This window comes from Maribellus comscasis (assembly GCF_009762775.1).
Taxonomy (GTDB): Bacteria; Bacteroidota; Bacteroidia; order Bacteroidales; family Prolixibacteraceae; genus Draconibacterium; species Draconibacterium comscasis.
Map to the genome: position 1 here is coordinate 1,177,008 of NZ_CP046401.1, position 16,835 is coordinate 1,193,842.

Annotated in this window: 18 protein-coding genes; 9 read left to right on the top strand and 9 right to left on the bottom strand. The window is 36.8% G+C overall.

The genetic code is table 11. The features are described 5' to 3' along the window. Positions 1–88: 88 nt before the first annotated feature. Entirely contained in the window at positions 89–1,408 is a 1,320-nt protein-coding gene (locus tag GM418_RS04845) for a mechanosensitive ion channel family protein (protein WP_158863707.1), read from the bottom strand. Between the two features lie 55 nt (positions 1,409–1,463). Between GM418_RS04845 and GM418_RS04850 the strand changes: the two genes are divergently transcribed. Further along, entirely contained in the window at positions 1,464–2,738 is a 1,275-nt protein-coding gene (locus GM418_RS04850) for a M64 family metallopeptidase (protein ID WP_158863709.1), read from the top strand. Positions 2,739–2,791: 53 nt separating this feature from the next. Here the strand turns inward: GM418_RS04850 and GM418_RS04855 are convergent, their stop codons facing one another. Continuing rightward, positions 2,792–3,115: a DUF6249 domain-containing protein gene (locus tag GM418_RS04855; RefSeq protein ID WP_158863711.1), complete on the bottom strand. Its 324-nt coding sequence runs from the start codon at positions 3,113–3,115 to the stop codon at positions 2,792–2,794. Positions 3,116–3,256: 141 nt separating this feature from the next. On the opposite strand from GM418_RS04855, the gene GM418_RS04860 reads away from it, so the two are divergent. Together GM418_RS04860 and GM418_RS04865 are read left to right on the top strand one after the other, a co-directional pair. Further along, positions 3,257–3,823, top strand: coding sequence for an RNA polymerase sigma factor (locus tag GM418_RS04860; RefSeq protein WP_158863713.1), 567 nt, complete (start codon positions 3,257–3,259; stop codon positions 3,821–3,823). Then, positions 3,820–4,227 carry a hypothetical protein gene (locus tag GM418_RS04865; RefSeq protein ID WP_158863715.1) on the top strand — a complete coding sequence of 136 codons (408 nt, stop codon included), beginning with the start codon at positions 3,820–3,822 and terminating at the stop codon, positions 4,225–4,227. The genes GM418_RS04860 and GM418_RS04865 overlap by 4 nt, the downstream gene beginning before the upstream one ends. 44 nt (positions 4,228–4,271) lie before the next feature. Here the strand turns inward: GM418_RS04865 and GM418_RS04870 are convergent, their stop codons facing one another. The 3 genes from GM418_RS04870 to mqnB form a co-directional block, all read right to left on the bottom strand. Further along, on the bottom strand, positions 4,272–4,952 hold the full coding sequence (locus GM418_RS04870) for a lysoplasmalogenase (RefSeq protein WP_158863718.1): 681 nt from the start codon (positions 4,950–4,952) through the stop codon (positions 4,272–4,274). 73 nt (positions 4,953–5,025) lie between these two features. Next, positions 5,026–5,991, bottom strand: coding sequence for an ADP-glyceromanno-heptose 6-epimerase (gene rfaD, locus GM418_RS04875; RefSeq protein ID WP_158863720.1), 966 nt, complete (start codon positions 5,989–5,991; stop codon positions 5,026–5,028). A 188-nt stretch (positions 5,992–6,179) separates the two neighbouring features. Further along, positions 6,180–6,866: a futalosine hydrolase gene (gene mqnB / locus GM418_RS04880; protein ID WP_158863721.1), complete on the bottom strand. Its 687-nt coding sequence runs from the start codon at positions 6,864–6,866 to the stop codon at positions 6,180–6,182. Between the two features lie 105 nt (positions 6,867–6,971). On the opposite strand from mqnB, the gene folE reads away from it, so the two are divergent. Continuing rightward, positions 6,972–7,595, top strand: coding sequence for a GTP cyclohydrolase I FolE (folE, locus tag GM418_RS04885; RefSeq protein ID WP_158863724.1), 624 nt, complete (start codon positions 6,972–6,974; stop codon positions 7,593–7,595). Here the strand turns inward: folE and GM418_RS04890 are convergent. Continuing rightward, positions 7,588–8,712, bottom strand: coding sequence for a lactonase family protein (locus GM418_RS04890; RefSeq protein WP_158863726.1), 1,125 nt, complete (start codon positions 8,710–8,712; stop codon positions 7,588–7,590). The genes folE and GM418_RS04890 overlap by 8 nt on opposite strands. A gap of 102 nt (positions 8,713–8,814) precedes the next feature. On the opposite strand from GM418_RS04890, the gene GM418_RS04895 reads away from it, so the two are divergent. After that, positions 8,815–9,645, top strand: a complete 831-nt coding sequence (locus GM418_RS04895) for an NHL repeat-containing protein (protein ID WP_158863728.1) — start codon at positions 8,815–8,817, stop codon at positions 9,643–9,645. Between the two features lie 28 nt (positions 9,646–9,673). Next, complete coding sequence (locus GM418_RS04900) at positions 9,674–9,910, top strand: CDGSH iron-sulfur domain-containing protein (RefSeq protein ID WP_158863730.1); 237 nt, start codon at positions 9,674–9,676, stop codon at positions 9,908–9,910. A 22-nt stretch (positions 9,911–9,932) separates the two neighbouring features. Here the strand turns inward: GM418_RS04900 and GM418_RS31995 are convergent, their stop codons facing one another. Beyond that, positions 9,933–10,682, bottom strand: a complete 750-nt coding sequence (locus tag GM418_RS31995; protein WP_158863732.1) for a flavin reductase — start codon at positions 10,680–10,682, stop codon at positions 9,933–9,935. 232 nt (positions 10,683–10,914) lie between these two features. On the opposite strand from GM418_RS31995, the gene GM418_RS04910 reads away from it, so the two are divergent. The 3 genes from GM418_RS04910 to GM418_RS04920 all read left to right on the top strand — a co-directional run bounded on the left by GM418_RS04910 (position 10,915) and on the right by GM418_RS04920 (position 14,962). Further along, positions 10,915–11,994, top strand: coding sequence for an alpha/beta hydrolase family protein (locus GM418_RS04910; RefSeq protein WP_158863734.1), 1,080 nt, complete (start codon positions 10,915–10,917; stop codon positions 11,992–11,994). A gap of 125 nt (positions 11,995–12,119) precedes the next feature. Next, the gene (locus tag GM418_RS04915; RefSeq protein ID WP_158863736.1) at positions 12,120–13,484 is read left to right on the top strand and encodes a sigma-54-dependent transcriptional regulator; all 1,365 of its coding nucleotides are present in this window, start codon (positions 12,120–12,122) and stop codon (positions 13,482–13,484) included. A 125-nt stretch (positions 13,485–13,609) separates the two neighbouring features. After that, complete coding sequence (locus GM418_RS04920) at positions 13,610–14,962, top strand: transposase (protein WP_217447505.1); 1,353 nt, start codon at positions 13,610–13,612, stop codon at positions 14,960–14,962. A 233-nt stretch (positions 14,963–15,195) separates the two neighbouring features. On the opposite strand, the gene fabD is transcribed toward GM418_RS04920, so the two are convergent. After that, positions 15,196–16,083 carry an ACP S-malonyltransferase gene (gene fabD, locus GM418_RS04925; RefSeq protein ID WP_158863738.1) on the bottom strand — a complete coding sequence of 296 codons (888 nt, stop codon included), beginning with the start codon at positions 16,081–16,083 and terminating at the stop codon, positions 15,196–15,198. Between the two features lie 118 nt (positions 16,084–16,201). Beyond that, positions 16,202–16,735 (bottom strand): DedA family protein, encoded by a 534-nt coding sequence (locus GM418_RS04930; protein WP_158863740.1) that lies wholly within the window; start codon positions 16,733–16,735, stop codon positions 16,202–16,204. Positions 16,736–16,835 lie beyond the last annotated feature (100 nt).

Here is a 16,835-nt window from a genome sequence, read left to right on the forward strand (position 1 = left end):
TTTATAAATTACAATGCTTTAAAACATGACAATTGTTACAAATTGTAATTTCCTGTACCAAATATAGTTAAAAGTTGCGCAATCTGATTTAGATCCTGGAAATCGCTCTTGAAATATCTGCTCCTGTTGGTTCCTGAAAAACTTTGAGTTCAAACTCCGGAACAACAGCCAGAATATGATCAAAAATATCAGCCTGAATTGCCTCATAGTTTGCCCAGACAATATCCTTGCTAAAAACATAAATCTCAATAGGCAATCCTTTACTGGTTGGGTGCAGCTGCCGAACCAAAAATGTGAGGTCCTGACGAATCATCGGATGATTGTGAAGATACACTTCCAAGTATTTCCTAAAAATACCGACATTGGTTTGACGGCGCCGGCTAATAACATCTTCCTCTGAGATATGCTTGCTGGTGTTGTAATCTGTTATTTCACTTTCTTTTTGCTTGACATAGTCACGAATTATTTCAAATTTTTCAAAGCGGTTTAACATATCTGTATCACAAAACCTGATACTTGCCATGTCTATATTCACAGAACGTTTTATCCTTCTTCCACCCGACTCCTCCATGCCTTTCCAATTATTAAACGACTCAGCGACCAGAGAATAAGTTGGAATCGTTGAAATGGTTTTATCCCAGTTTTGCACCTTTACTGTATTCAGCGTGATATCAATCACTGTTCCATCTGCCCCCCGGCTTTTCATTTCAATCCAGTCTCCTATTTTCACCATATCGTTTGCAGAAAGTTGTATAGAAGCCACAAAGCCCAGAATGGTATCTTTAAAAACCAGCAGTAAAACAGCTGCCATAGCTCCAAGCCCGGCAAGTAGGCCTGTTACGTCTTTCTCCAACAATACGGCGATAATTAAGATCCCTGACATAAAAAACACAAAAATCTTAACCAGTTGAATGTACCCTTTTATCGGGCGATGATGAGAATAATCGGTTGTATCGTAAATTTCCAAAACGGCATTTAAAAACGAATTGGACACAAAAACTATTATAAGTGTAAAATAAACCTGCGTTAATTTTAACAATATTCCGGCCAGCGATAAATAATAATCCTGAGAAAGAATCTCAACTACCGATGGATCCAACTCGCTTAACTCCTGATGAAGCACCGGATAGGCAAAATTAGAGGTAAAATAAAAAATAAAAGCCGGTGCCAAATGAGCCAATCCTTTGAAAACCTTATTTTTTACAAGAATGTCATCCCAGGTCGTTTTTGTTCTTTTTGCGATTCTGGATACAATCTGCAATAAAATCTTACGGGTAATAAGATGCGCCAGACCAGCGGCCAAAACAATAATAATTATACAGACTATTACCGAAATGGGTTTGGCAAAAAAACTTAGGCCTTCCAGGTCTCTCAAATGATCCAACAAAAATTTATAGACAGTTCTCATGTTCTGGTCTGTTGATATTTCTTATTTTCACCCAAAAATAGTAAATGCATCTGACATGAAATTGAAGATTCTTCTTTTTATCCTGTTTGTTCCTTGTTTTACCAATGCGCAGGTAGATTATCAAAAATATTTTATAAATAAATCATTTCGTTTTGATTTTTTGCTGGGAGGAAATAACAAAGAAGTAACTGTTTTTCCCCAACAAATGAAACAGGAACCTTTTTGGGCAGGTTCAAAAACCAACTTAATTGATCCGTTTAACTATGGCTCTTATCGTTTCCGAATTTTTGATATCAAATCAGACAGCCTTATTTTCTCCAAAGGATTTAGTACGCTCTTCCAGGAGTGGCAAACAACAGCTGAGGCAAAAACTACAACAAAAACATTCTACCAGGCTGCCATATTTCCTTTTCCAAAGAAAAATTTCAGAATTGATATTGACGCAAGACAGTGGGATGGAACTTTTAAAACACTTTATTCGTCAGAAATCGCTCCCGACAACTATTTTATTCAGAAAGAAACGCCAACGTCTTTCGAAGTTTTTGATGTTTTAAAAAACGGAAAATCATCACAAAAAGTTGATCTGGTAATTCTCGCCGAAGGTTATACAAAAAGCGAAATGAACAAGTTTATTGAAGATGCGAAACGGGTAAGCGCCTGTCTTTTGGATGAAGAGCCGTTCAAATCAGAGAAAGAAAGCTTTAACATCAAAGCTGTTTTTACACCTTCGGTTGAATCAGGAACGGACATTCCCGGAGAAGGTGTTTATCATAACACCTTCTTTAATTCCACCTTCTACACATTTGATCTGCCAAGATACCTGACCACCAGCGATATGAAAACCGTTTATGATGCCGCCGCCCAGGTTCCCTACGATCAAATATACATGCTGGTGAATACTGAAAGATATGGCGGAGGCGGATTTTACAACTTTATTACCGTTTGCACAGCAGACAATGCATTAACAAAAGAAGTTTTTGTGCATGAATTTGGTCATGGCTTTGCTGGTCTGGGCGATGAATACTACACCTCAACAGTCGCATATGAAGATTTCTACAACCTTGAAACTGAACCCTGGGAACCGAACCTTACTACACTTGTTGATTTCGATTCGAAATGGAAAAAATTAATTAATAAATCAACACCGATACCTACCCCCAGAGAGTCAAAATACAGGAATACTGTAGGAGTTTATGAAGGAGGTGGATATTTGAGTAAAGGAATTTACAGCCCGCACATTGACTGCAGAATGAAAAGTAATGAAGCCGGAAAGTTCTGCCCCGTTTGTTCTGAAGCGATAAAAAAAGTGATTGAGTATTACACCGAATAAAAAAAACGACGGACAAAGAATATGTCCGTCGTTTTCCTATGTGTTTTTACAACTTACTCTTTCTTTAACAACGCACTGGTTACAAGGTATGCAACAATTAAGCCCAAACCTCCGCAAAACAGTATCATTGTAAAAAATGCTGCAACTTCGTCAATTACCCCTGACAAAGCGTAGCCGGTAATTACACCTACGGCAAGAGCAATCATAAATATACCCCATTTTAACAACGCGTATTTTGATTCACCGCCCTTAAAAATACTGGCATCTGCCCCTTTGTCAATTAAAGCCAGACGTTCTTTTGTCCTTGTAGTCCAGTACACATACAAAATGGCAAACAGTGCCAGAAAAAATCCTATTGGTACAAATATTCCTTCCATGATATTCTGTTTTTAAATGTTTATTTTTTCGTTTTCTGCCTTTTGGACGCAACTTTGTTTTTGCGGTTACACTTTTTTACAAAATTCTTTTTTTTGTAATTTTATTGTAACCGGAAAACTATTTTTTCGTCAAAGTGACAGATGGAAAGTAAACACGATATTTACTATATTGAAAAGGTAAAAAACGGGCAAACCCAATATTACTCTTATATTGTTGAAAAATATAAGGATATTGTTTTTTCCATTGCACTGAAAGTTCTTAAAAATCGTGAAGATGCCGAAGAAATGGCACAGGAAAGTTTTATAAAAGCTTTTAAATCGTTGCATACGTTTAAAGGAAAAGCAAAGTTTTCTACCTGGCTCTACCGGATCACTTATAATAATTGCATATCGGAGGTCAGGAAAAGGAAAATACATTTTGCTTCCACCGACGATATTGAAATTAAAGACGATGACAGTGATTTCAACCTTGACGGACTTCCCGAAGAAAACAGGGAAAAATACATAAAAGCCGCGTTGGAAAAACTTCCCGAAGATGAATATACACTTGTTTTACTTTACTATTTTGAAGACCAAAGTATTGAGGAAATTAGCAAAGTGACTCGTATTTCGGAAAGTAATGCGAAAGTAAAATTGTTCAGAGCAAGAAAAAAGCTTTATACAATTTTGAATGACATGTTAAAAGAAGAAATTTATACGATATTATGAAAACCTTTGAAGAAGATAAAAAATTGAAATCGGTATTAAAATCAGTAAAACTGGAGTCGCCCGGTACTGATTTTTCATTGAATGTGATGAACAGAATCTTCCATGAAGAATCTCTTCTTGAAAAGGCAAAACGGGAAAAGGTTCTTGGAAAAGGATTTTGGATAATACTGGCCTTATTTATTGCTCTCTTTGCAGCAATGTTTGTATTTTCATCGGCGGGAGGTGATACCGGCGGACTTGGAAAATATATTCCGGGACTAAATACAAATACGGTTACCCAGGATTACGAAAATTTCTTTCAGAGAATAGGATCTGTACCGCTTAGTATCGCCGGCATCCTTTTGGCATCTTCTTTTCTGGTATTTATTGACAGATTTCTAAGCTCAAAAATCAGAACATCTTAAAACAATTTATAAAATAGGGATTTCCGGTTTCCAGCCGGGATTTTTTATTCATATTGTTTCAAAAGTCCGGTCATTATCAGATACTGTGCTCCGATGTAAGTCACCATTATAAAAATCCCTTCATAGGGGATTGTCACAAGAAACTTATTTATCGCAATCATAGTATCGGACAAAACAAATAAAACCGAACCGGAAAAAACCAAACTAAAACTGACAGGATGCCCATTTCCAAAACGGTTTAATGCCATCACCGACATTCCCAAAAGAGCAAGCATATAAACAAAAACAGCCACTCTCAAAATCGCATCCAACTGCTCAAACAATAAAATATAGATTATAAGTCCGTAAGCAATATAAGCAATCAGCCAAAATGGTCTTTTCTTTAAAAAAGGCTTTTTACCTGAAAGATTGATTGTATGCAAAAACAGACTTATGTATATAATTTGAGCTATCAGAAAAGCTGCCAGGCCGAGAACAAAAAACAAGAATCTGTCGTTGCCAAACATCAGCAGAATATCGCCAAACCATGAAAATAAAAAAGCAAAAACTGCAAATTGCACCACTTTTCTGTCAACATTGCGGCTGTAAAGAAGAAAGAATCCGGCAATCCAAACCATAATCAGAGGTTTGAAAATATAATCCAATTTCTCAAGTTGAAACCACTTTCCGCTCAGATCTCCTGCGATAATTATGAAGAAGATGACATGAAAGAGAATTTTTCTCATTCTGAATATTTTCTATAAAAATAGAACTATTCGATCTAAATAAAAATAATTGAGTTTGAGAACAAATTGAAAATTAATAACATGTATCGGCCAGCAAATACTTCCCGACATAATTCTCCACACCTTCCTCCAGCTCTGTAAATGCTTTTGTATAGCCAATTTCCCTGAGTTTATGAATATCAGCTTCAGTGAAATACTGGTATCTTCCCCGCAACTCAACAGGAGTGTCAATAAATGAAATTTCAGGGTTCAATTTCATACTATCAAAAACAGAACGCGTTAAATCAAGGAAAGTGCGTGCATGACCTGTTCCAACATTATAAATTCCGGGATTTTCCTGTGTCTCCATAAAATGAATCATTACATCCGCAATATCATCTACGTATACAAAATCGCGAAGCTGCTCACCATCTCTGTAATCTTTATGATGCGAGCGGAACAATTTCATTTTCCCGGTTTCCCTAATCTTTTGATATGCATGCAAAACAACAGAAGCCATCCGCTTTTTATGATATTCATTGGGGCCATAAACATTAAAAAATTTCATCCCTGCCCAGAAAGGAGGAGTGTGTGTTTGTTTTAAAGCCCACACGTCAAAATCGTGCTTCGACCAGCCATATAAATTTAGCGGACGAAGATTAGGAATCCTTAAATGTGAATCAGAAAAACCATCTTCGGCATTTCCGTAAGTTGCAGCTGAAGAAGCATACAAAAGCGGCACCTGAATCTCTGCACATATATTCCAGAGCCGCTGCGAATAAATAACATTCAACTGTTGGTATAACTCAGGCTCCTGCCCCACTGTATCGGTTCTGGCTCCCAAATGGAATATAAAATCCACTTCTGAAGAATGTTTTATCAACCATTTAAAAAAGTTGTCACGGTCTATAAATTTCCGATACTTCTTCTGAAGAATATTTAAATCTTTTAGAGGGTCATCCATTCTGTCAACCAAAATAAGGTCGTTGTAACCTGCCTGATTGAGCTTCCCAACTAAATAACTGCCGATAAATCCGGCTGCTCCTGTAATAACTATCATTTATCTAAGCGGTTTGTCTGGTACAGCAATTATCTCTGTTTTCTGAAATTTGGCTGTAATTAAAACTTGCATTATTCTGGTTTATTGCCCAAATGTTTAGAAAATTCTAATTTTTTTTTCGGTTTCTTCATGATAAAAACTCTGACAAGAAAAATATCCTAAAGAAAACGACCACAAAATTAAAAAAATCAGTGAACTGCAATAGTGACTTTCGTCAAAACTTCCAAAACTGATGTTTTTAGATTTTCCAAAGCAAGAGGTATATTCCATTGAGCAACTTCCCGGGGTGCTACATAGTTTGAGATGGCTCTTATTTCATAACACGGAATTCCGTACCAAATACAAACATACAGAACTGCTGCTCCTTCTGTTGACTCGACATGAGCCGAGAATTTTGCCTTTAAGGCTGCTATACTCGAATTTTCTCCATGACTCTTATTTGCTGTAATTCCACGTACTTTATTAAGGTTCATCAATCCATTGGAAGGAGTTGCTTTTAAAATCCCATTTTCAAAAGGAAACTCATTTCCTTCCATAAATCCCGACTCAAAAAGAGTCAAAAACTGTCTCTTCTCCTCAACTCCGAGGTCGGCGAATTCTTCCGAAATTACATTTACAACCTCTCCTATTTTTAAATCGTTTGTAAAACTTGCAGCAACGCCAACGTTCAAAACCAAATGATAACTGGTTTTCTGCAATGTGGTTGTTAAATGAAAAGTTGCAAAGGTTGTTCCAATGCCGGCAATCAATACATCAATTCTATTTCCTGCCAGTTGATATTCATATAAAAAGTGAGTTTTCTCTGCTACAAAATCGAATTCATCGATTAACAATTTTACCTCCATCCAGGTAGCCGCTACAATTAAAATCTTCATAGTTAAAAACTGGTAAAATTTTCCATTTACGAAAAGCGTACAACCTTTCTTACTGATTTTATGAAAAAAAGTTAATCTTTGTGTTAAATTTTTATTTGTAATATTATGTGTTCGCCTAAAATTGATACTTCTAACGGCTACGAAAAGATTGAAAATTTTGATGAAACCATCACCAAAGAACTTTCAAAAAACTACAAGAATATACTTTCATTAATTGGTGAAGATATTTTTAGAGAAGGTTTGGATAAAACTCCGGAGCGAGTAGCAAAATCAATGCAGTTTTTATTACAGGGATACAAAACCGATCCGGTTGAAATCTTAAAATCGGCGATGTTTAAAGAAGACTACCGGCAAATGGTAATTGTAAAAGATATTGAAATATATTCCATGTGCGAACACCACCTTTTACCTTTTTTTGGGAAAGCACATGTAGCATATATTCCTAACGGAACAATTACCGGCTTGAGTAAAATTGCACGTGTTGTCGACGTTTTTTCACGCCGGCTACAAGTACAGGAACGGTTAACCTCGCAGATAAAGGACTGTATTCAGGACACATTGAAACCCCTTGGAGTAGCTGTTGTAATTGAGGCACAACATCTCTGCATGCAAATGCGGGGGATACAAAAACAACACTCTATTACCACAACATCTGATTTTACGGGTGCATTTCAAAAAGAAGCGACCCGCGGTGAATTTATAAAACTGATTAGCACAAAATTTAGTTAAGAAATTCCAAACAAACAGGTGCCGGAAGTTGAATTTGTTTTCCGGTAAACTCCGGAAATCCGGTTTCTTCATTTATTTTAAAAACAGTAATATTCCCGCTACGCTGATTGGCTACCAACATAAATTTATTGTCAGGACTTAAAGTAAAGTTGCGTGGCCAGTTCCCTTCCACACTGACGGCTCCTTTGAATGCCAAGTTCTGCGTTAAATCGTCTATTGCAAAAACAGTTATAGAATTGTGCCCCCGGTTTGAGCCATACAAAAAACGAGCGTCATTGGAAATGTGCACATCGGCACAATAACTTTCCGCTGCAAAATCACCAGGCAATGAAGAAATATTCTGAACAACCTTCCATTCGTTATTTTGATTTTTCACAACAGAAACCGTTGAATTTAATTCATTAATAACGTAGATTATTTCCCCATTAGGGTGAAAATCAAAATGACGTGGCCCTGAACCCTCAGGTATTTTCACAAACTTCTGTTCAGCTTCTGTCAACTTTTTGTTTTTTAGTAAAAAAATATCAAGCTGGTCAGTTCCTAAATCGGCAGAAAAAACACTTGAATCAAACGGCGAAAATTTTATGGAATGTGCATGAGGCGATGCTTGTCGTGATTTATCGGGACCTGAACCTTCATTTCGATTTACCGAGCACGCAGGGTTTACTGTCCCGTCTTGGGCCACCGGATACAGCGCTGTTGTTCCGCTGGTGTAATTCGCAACGGCAACAAACTTACCATCCGCTGAAACATCTACATGACACGGATCCTTACCGTGCGAAAGCTGTTTGTTTAAAAATAAAATGTCACCATTTTTTTCAATTTTATAAGCGTAAATATATCCCCCGTTTTTTTCAATTTTGTCGCTCGCCCTTCCGGCAACATAGATGTATTTTTTATCAGGAGAAATTTTCAAAAAGGAAGGATCGTCGATTGCTTTAAACGTTTTTTCGAGCTGAATATCTCCGGTTTTAAGATTAAAATTACAGAGATAAATTCCCTCCGCACCCTCCGAAGTAAAAGTTCCAACATATAATTTTTTCCAATCTTCGGTATCCTGGGCGAAACCCACTAAAGTACTACTAAACAGGAGTAAATAAAGAAACAAATTTTTCATTTTTAATTGTATTTTCCAGAAAACATTTTAACAAAAAAGTTTTCATTTGCTAAATGGTTTGAAACTTAGTAACTTTTGAGTTAAATATATAATGATTTAACCATGAAAGCAATCTTAATCATTTTAACCTTTATTTTTAGTTTTTGTATTTTTTCTTCCAATGCAATAAAATTGGAAAAGGTCTGGGAAACCAAAGCGGAATTAAAAACTCCTGAATCAGTGTTGTACGATGCTGAAAGCGATGTAATTTATGTCGCGAACATTGATGGTAACCCCTTGGAAAAAGATGGAAACGGCTTTATCAGTATTTTAAATCCTGACGGAAGTGAAAAAGATTTATACTGGATAAAAAAACTAAATGCTCCTAAAGGGATGGCCATTTTTGATGGCAAACTATATGTATCTGACATCGATCAACTAGTCGAGATAGACATAGAAAGAGGGAAAATTTTAAAAAAATATGAAGCGGCAGGGGCTAAATTCTTAAACGACGTTGCAGTATGCATGAACGGGATGATTTTTGTATCGGACTCTGAAACAGCAAAAATTTATGTTTTAAACCACGGTGAATTTAAAGTTTGGATGGCAGGAGAACCTTTCGTATCGCCAAACGGCCTGTTTACTGAAAAAGGAAAATTATATGTTGGCGACACCAATATTTACGAAATTGACATTCTGACACAAAAGATCAACTCCATTATTGAAGACACCGGTGGTGTTGACGGACTGGAGAAAAATAATGATGGTGATTTAGTATTCTCGAACTGGCCGGGACGTATTTTTATCAATCAAAATGGGCAAACAAGCAAACTCCTGGATTCAACAGCCGAGGAAATAAATACGGCTGACATTGATTTTGCATCGAAATACGACTTAATTTTGGTACCAACATTTTATGATAATCATGTGGTAGCATATAAAATAATTAACTAAAAAAAAGAACCTTTAAATTTGTTAAACTATGACAAAACCGAAAATTGCAGCAAAAAGTCCAATTCAAGTATCACTCGAGCCGGGAACACACTTCTGGTGTGCCTGCGGACAAAGTAACAACCAACCATTCTGCGATGGTTCGCACAGAGGCACTGAGTTTACTCCTGTGATGTTTAAAATTGAAGAAAAACAAGATACCTGGCTTTGCAGGTGTAAACAAACAGGAAATAAACCGTACTGCGACGGAACCCACAATTCTTTGTAATAAGTAACAGAAATTAGTACCGTTAATCCTCTCTGAAGTAATCTTTAGACGCATTACAAATCGGACACTTGTAGTCATCGGGTAGATCTTCGAACGGAGTGCCGGGAGGAATTCCCATTGTTGGATCTCCTTCCTCCGGATCGTAGCGGAATCCGCAAATTGTACAAGTGAAAGTACTCATATTGTCCGAACCGGAATCTTTCTCAGGTTGCTTCTCACGCTCTTCCTGTATTTCCGCTTTTGGTTCTTCTTCTTTGTCAAGCCGATCTCTTTCAACATATGTAGGTGAATTTTTGGGTGACAGCATTTTGTACTTCTCGCGATAATAAGCATAAGTCAACGGTTCTTCTCCTGAAAGGACATCACTATCCACAACCTCTCCAATAATTAACATATGAGAACCAACATCTACAGTAGTAACAACTTTACAATCAAACCAGGCAACACAGGAATCTGTTACAATCGGGGCCCCGGTTTTTGAAGTTTTGGTTTCTATGTTTCTGAATTTATCGATATCCGTACTCGACATAAAGCCAAATTCACCTATCAACGTGGTATTTACTTCTTTTTTTAAAACCGATAACGAAAATTTTTTACTATTAATAATCTTATCAGTAGAGTTATTTTTTTTATGACTGCTAATAGCAATTTGTGAGGGACTTGAGGTTACCTGAAAAGCAGTATTTCCAATATATCCGTATTTTTTCCCTTCAAGCTCTGTAGCGATTAGATACAATCCATATGACAACCTATGAAAAGCTTTGTATTTCATAATATTTATTTGTTGGTTTATTTTGAAAATTCAATAAATCAATTTGAGTATCTCGCTTAGCGAATATTAACCGGTTCTATAAAACATTTTAGTCGGCCTGTTTATTCACAAAATCGAAAACTTATTCAAATAACGAGATTTTTTTAATTTTATAAAACTAATTCCTGAAATATGGAATTAGTCGGATAATATATATTTTTCTGGGATAAAACACGAAATAATATCTAAAATTATGAAAAAATCAACGATGCTTGTTACGCTTTTTACCTTATGTGCATTATTTACGAATGCACAAAACACAGATTCATTAAAAGAAGAGATTGAGCAACTGCAAAACTCGGATGAAAACATGGATCACCGGATAGATCAGTTGGCAAAAATGATTGATGATGTTCTGTGGTTTAATAAAGTGGGTGATATTGCACATGTTGACAAACTTTATATTTATGGCCCGCCTAAATGGAAAGAAGAAAATCCAACAGCAAAAGGCGCCGGAAATCCGGTAAAATTCTGGACCTACGTTTTTATCCCGTCAGATGTTGATATATCAAAAAAATACCCTTTAATTGTTTTGCCACACGGTGGAGTTCACTCCGATTTTACAACATACTACACCCACATAGTACGCGAGTTGATTAGTGAGGGCTATGTAATTGTAGCTCCCGAATACAGGGGAAGTACGGGTTACGGAAGAGGTCATTACGAAAAAATAGACTACGGTGGACTCGAAACCGAAGATGTATATTACAGCCGAAATTATATGATTGAGAATTACAGTTTCATCGATAAAAACCGGGTAGGAATTATTGGGTGGAGCCATGGTGGTTTAATTACATTGATGAATATCTTTGATCATCCTGATGAATACCAGGTGGCCTTTGCAGGAGTCCCTGTCAGTGATCTGATCGCACGGATGGGGTACCATAACCAAAGTTATCGTGACTTATACGAGGCAGACTATCACATCGGGAAAAGTGCCAATGACAATGTACAGGAATACAGAAGAAGATCACCTGTATGGAACACTCATAAATTTGACGGGACGCCACTATTGATTCACACCAACACCAACGATGATGATGTAAACGTTCTGGAAGTGGAACACCTGATTAAATCGTTAAAAGCTGAAGGAAAACCATTTGAATACAAAATCTTTGAAGATTTACCGGGAGGACATTCATTTGACAGAATGGATACTAAAACCGGAAAAGAAATCCGGTTAAAAATCCATCAGCATCTTGCCAAATACCTAAAACCAGAAAATCCGTTTAAAACATTGGAAGATTTACAAAAGGCCGCATACAAATTTTAATTGAAAAATTTCCAAAAACAAAAATTTCTTTCCAATCAGAGAAAAAAATGAGAAAAAATTCCTATTTTGAGACAGATTTACAAAATTTGCATTTGGAATAGTAGAAAACACCAAAATTTCACCACATGCCCAATCATAAAATAAACCACAATTACAAGATTTTCATTGTTGAAGATAATGAGTTGTATGCACAAGTCTTAAAAAAACAACTGGTTAGCGATCAGTTTCAGGTTAAAGTATTTTATAATGGTAAGGATTGTATTGCAAATTTGGGTGAAAATCCCCACATCATTACCCTCGACTATACTTTGCCCGACATGACCGGACAGGAAGTATTAAAACAAATACAACAAAAACTACCTGACACACACGTCATTGTAATCTCAGCCCAGGAAAATATAACTACAGCGATAGAACTGATGAAAAGCGGGGCTTACGATTACATTATGAAAGCTCCCGACACCCGGGAAAAGCTAAGCAACATCATAAAAAACATCTATAAAAGCGACCAACTGAAGAATGAAAATATTCTTCTAAAGGATGCGGTAAAAGAAAAATACAATTTTAGAAAATTAATAAAGGGGAACAGCCGCGAAATTGATCATGTTTTTGACCTGATGGAAAAAGCCATTCAAACTCAAATATCCATTTCGGTTTCAGGTGAAACCGGCACAGGAAAGGAACTGGTGGCAAAAGGTATTCATTATAACTCAAAAAGAAGCACAAAACCTTTTGTAGCGGTTAATGTTTCGGCTATTCCTGAAACCCTTGTTGAAAGTGAACTTTTTGGACACGAAAAAGGCGCATTTACAGGTGCTGATTTTAGAAAAATAGGAAAATTTGAACAGGCAAATTCAGGAACTTTGTTTCTTGATGAAATCGCCGATCTGGACATTGCCATTCAGGCTAAATTGTTGCGGGTAATTCAGGAACGCGAAGTTACCCGCTTAGGGGGAAGCGAAACCATACCCCTGGATGTCAGAATAATAACTGCTACCCATAAAAATCTTTCAAATCTGGTAGCCGAAGGACAATTCAGACAGGATTTATATTACCGCCTGCTGGGACTGCCCATTGAACTTCCCCCATTAAGAGAACGCGGCAATGATATCATCCTCCTGGCAAAATATTTTGTTGATGAATTTTGCAAGGAAAATGAAATGGAGCCCAAATCGATTTCCGATGAAGCTAAAAAAATGCTACTGACGTACCACTTTCCCGGAAATATAAGGGAATTAAAAGCTGTTATGGAGCTGGCCTGTGTAATGACAAACCGCGATGTTATAAAACCAAGTCACTTAAATATGAATGTAGATGACAGCGTTCAGAATTTGCTCGCCAATGAAAAAACACTTGAAGAATATAACAATGAAATTATAAAACATTTTCTGAACAAATACAATCAAAATGTACGACTGGTAGCATCAAAACTTGGGATTGGAAAATCGACAATTTACAGAATGTTGCAAAAGAAAACATTGGTTACTTAAATAGGGATGTTCATAAGTATCAAAACCTATTGACAATAAATACGATAGGTTTTGTTATTTTTAAGAAAAACCCCGAAAAAGGCCTGAATCGCCAAAAATCGGGGTAATTTTCAAAATCCTTAATTGTGAAAGTACAAAGAATTTATGAAACGCCCCTTGAAATTAATTTTAATTCACCACGTCAGGAATTTTCTCTTTACTGGAAATCATTTTTAACATCTGAAATTGGTAAACTCTATGTCTCCTTACCCTGGGATGATTTAGTCCGGCATTTTAAAATCAAAGAAAATAAGAAAGGACCTTCCCGTTTTTTTAGTCCCGGGGGAATGATTGCATTGATGTTCCTTAAGTCTTATGTGGGGTGTTCAGACCGAAAACTAATTGAGCACTTAAACGGCAATATCCACTTTCAGCTTTTTTGTGACATCTGGCTACAAGGTGAAAGGCTTACCAATTATAAAATTGTCAGCCAGATACGTACTTTTTTGTCATCAAGGTTAGCTATTAGTGAAGCTCAAAAAATATTGGCAAAACATTGGAAACCCTTTATTGAACATCCCAACATTATGCTTACCGATGCAACATGTTACGAAACTTCGATGCGTTACCCAACCAATATAAAACTACTGTGGGAAAGTGTAGACTGGTGTTACGGTCAATTGAAATTAAGCTGTAAGTATTTAAAGATACGAACACCCCGAACCAAATATCTCAAGCAAAAAGAAAGGTATAGTCACTACAGCCGAAAGCGCAGGAAATCGAAAAAGCAGCGTAGAATACTTACCCGGAGCCTGCTGCACTTACTGGGGAAATTATTGTTTTTACTGGAAGAAACCCAGCAGAACTATCTTTATGAATTTACCATGCCAGCCAGATATTATCGCCAAATCAAAATAATTACCACGGTATTATCTCAACAACAAGAAATTTTTGATACAGGTAAAAGTGTACCCGACCGTATAGTCAGCCTTTCAAAAGCTTATATCCGGCCAATTGTACGAGGAAAAGAAGTTAAACCTGTTGAATTTGGAGCCAAGGTAAATATGATACAATTTGGAGGGATTAATTTTATCGAGCACATAAGCTTCAGCGCTTTTCATGAGGGGATAAGGCTTAAGCAATCTGTGCGTTACGGTCGCCAGCTGGTAGGTAAACCAACACACCTTTCGGGCGATGATATTTATGCCACCAATGCCAACCGCACCTGGTGCAGGAAAGAGAATATCATCCATGGGTTTAAACGAAAAGGAAGGGCAGGAAAACATGAACAGCACCGGAAAATACTTCATTCTGTACTTCGTAAAGAAAGAGCCACGCGAATGGAAGGAAGCTTTGGAACAGAAAAAGAACACTACGGCTTAAAGAAAATAAGGGCCATGACCCGGAAAAATGAAGAACTCTGGATTTTCTTTGGTGTACATACAGCAAATGCAGTTAGGATAGCCCGAAAAATGGCGCTCCAAAAACAAGCTGCCTAAAATCAAATCAATTTATTCAAAATCTTTAGGCAAATGGGAAAACTATGCCCAATTCCGGCCTTTTTTCGTCATAAAATCAATCGACACAAAAAAAAGAGATTCTTTTATCAAAATCGGGAAAAAATATCAAGGAGATTTTACCCGATTTTGTCCGAAGACCTTTACTGCTGAAGGTGCCTAAATAAAAAATCCCGGAAGAATTTCCGGGATTTTGCGTTCTATCTGAGTTGTACTTATCCTTCAAAACTATTTACTCCTGATGTTTCCATCGCCCGGTCAACTTTTTTAACCAGACCTTGCAATACTTTTCCTGGCCCAATTTCAGTAAACGAAGCGGCGCCATCTGCAATCATATTCTGAACTGTTTGTGTCCAGCGAACCGGCGCAGTCAACTGAGCAATCAGGTTCTTTTTAACGGTATCCGGGTCTGTCACAGGTTTTGCGTTTACATTCTGATAAACCGGACAAACAGGATTACTAAAAACAGTTGATTCAATTGCCGCTGCCAATTCTTCCCGGGCAGGCTCCATAAGCGGAGAATGAAAAGCTCCTCCAACTACTAATTTCAAAGCTCTTTTCGCACCTTTTTCTGTCAAAATTTCACAAGCTTTATCAATGCCCGTCATTGAGCCGGAAATTACCAACTGCCCCGGACAATTATAATTGGCCGGAACTACAACCTCTTCAATACTTCTGCAAACCTCTTCAACTATCTCATCTTCCAATCCAACAATTGCAGCCATCGTTGAAGGCTCAATTTCACAGGCTTTTTGCATCGCCATCGCACGTTTTGAAACCAGTGTTAAACCATCTTCAAAACTTAATGCACCATTGGCGACCAATGCTGAAAATTCACCCAATGAATGGCCTGCAACCATGTCTGGAGAAAAATCTTTTAATGTTTTTGCCAGTAAAACCGAATGCAAAAATATAGCCGGTTGTGTTACTTTGGTTTGTTTCAGATCGTCAACCGAGCCTTCAAACATAATATTGGTAATATTAAAACCCAGAATTTCATTTGCTTTATCAAACAAAGCTTTTGCTTCTGCCGAATTTTCATACAAATCTTTTCCCATTCCCGGGTACTGTGCTCCCTGACCGGGAAAAACAAATGCTTTCATAATTCTATTTTTAAAATTCGATGCAAATATAAAGCTTTTTCGTTGGCCAGATAAAATTTGACATTTCTACACGAATCTTTCCTTCAAAATTAATCAGGAAAAAAGAAGTCAGCAACGGCTAAAAAATCAAACTCAGAATTACATATTTTAGGATCAATCCCATCAAACTGAAAACAATCAAATCTCTTAATTTGTACTTCAGCATTCCTGCAACCAACGCTATAACAGGCGATGACAACGGGAATAAATTAAAAATAAAAATGGTTAGATTGCCATACTTCCGAATGTGTTTCTCAGCTTTTATGAGGCGTTTTTCGCCTACAAAATTGTGTATAAACTTTAAACTGAATGAATATCCAATCAGGTAGTCGACTAATTGCGCAACAAAAGCAGTTCCCAAAGCAATTGCTATAAGTTTCGACTCTTCGTAAAACGAAAGATAATAAACAAAAGCCGCTTCAACGGGCATCAGCAGAAAAAACAGGTAACCGGCAAAATGAACTGCTCCAAAAGAAAACATGCTGTCGCTTTTCCCTTCGTAAAATTCCTTCCCCACAGTAAAAGAAACAATAAGAACAGCTAGAATTATTGTAACACAAAAAATAATAATCTTTGAAAGTTTTACTTTCTTTTCGCCTGTATTGGAATTCATTTAGTTTAGCTATACCGGATATTACAAAGGTGATTTATTTTTAATCTTATCCAAAGCTAATTTTTACAATTTGTATTGAAAAAAATAATCGATGAAAAGC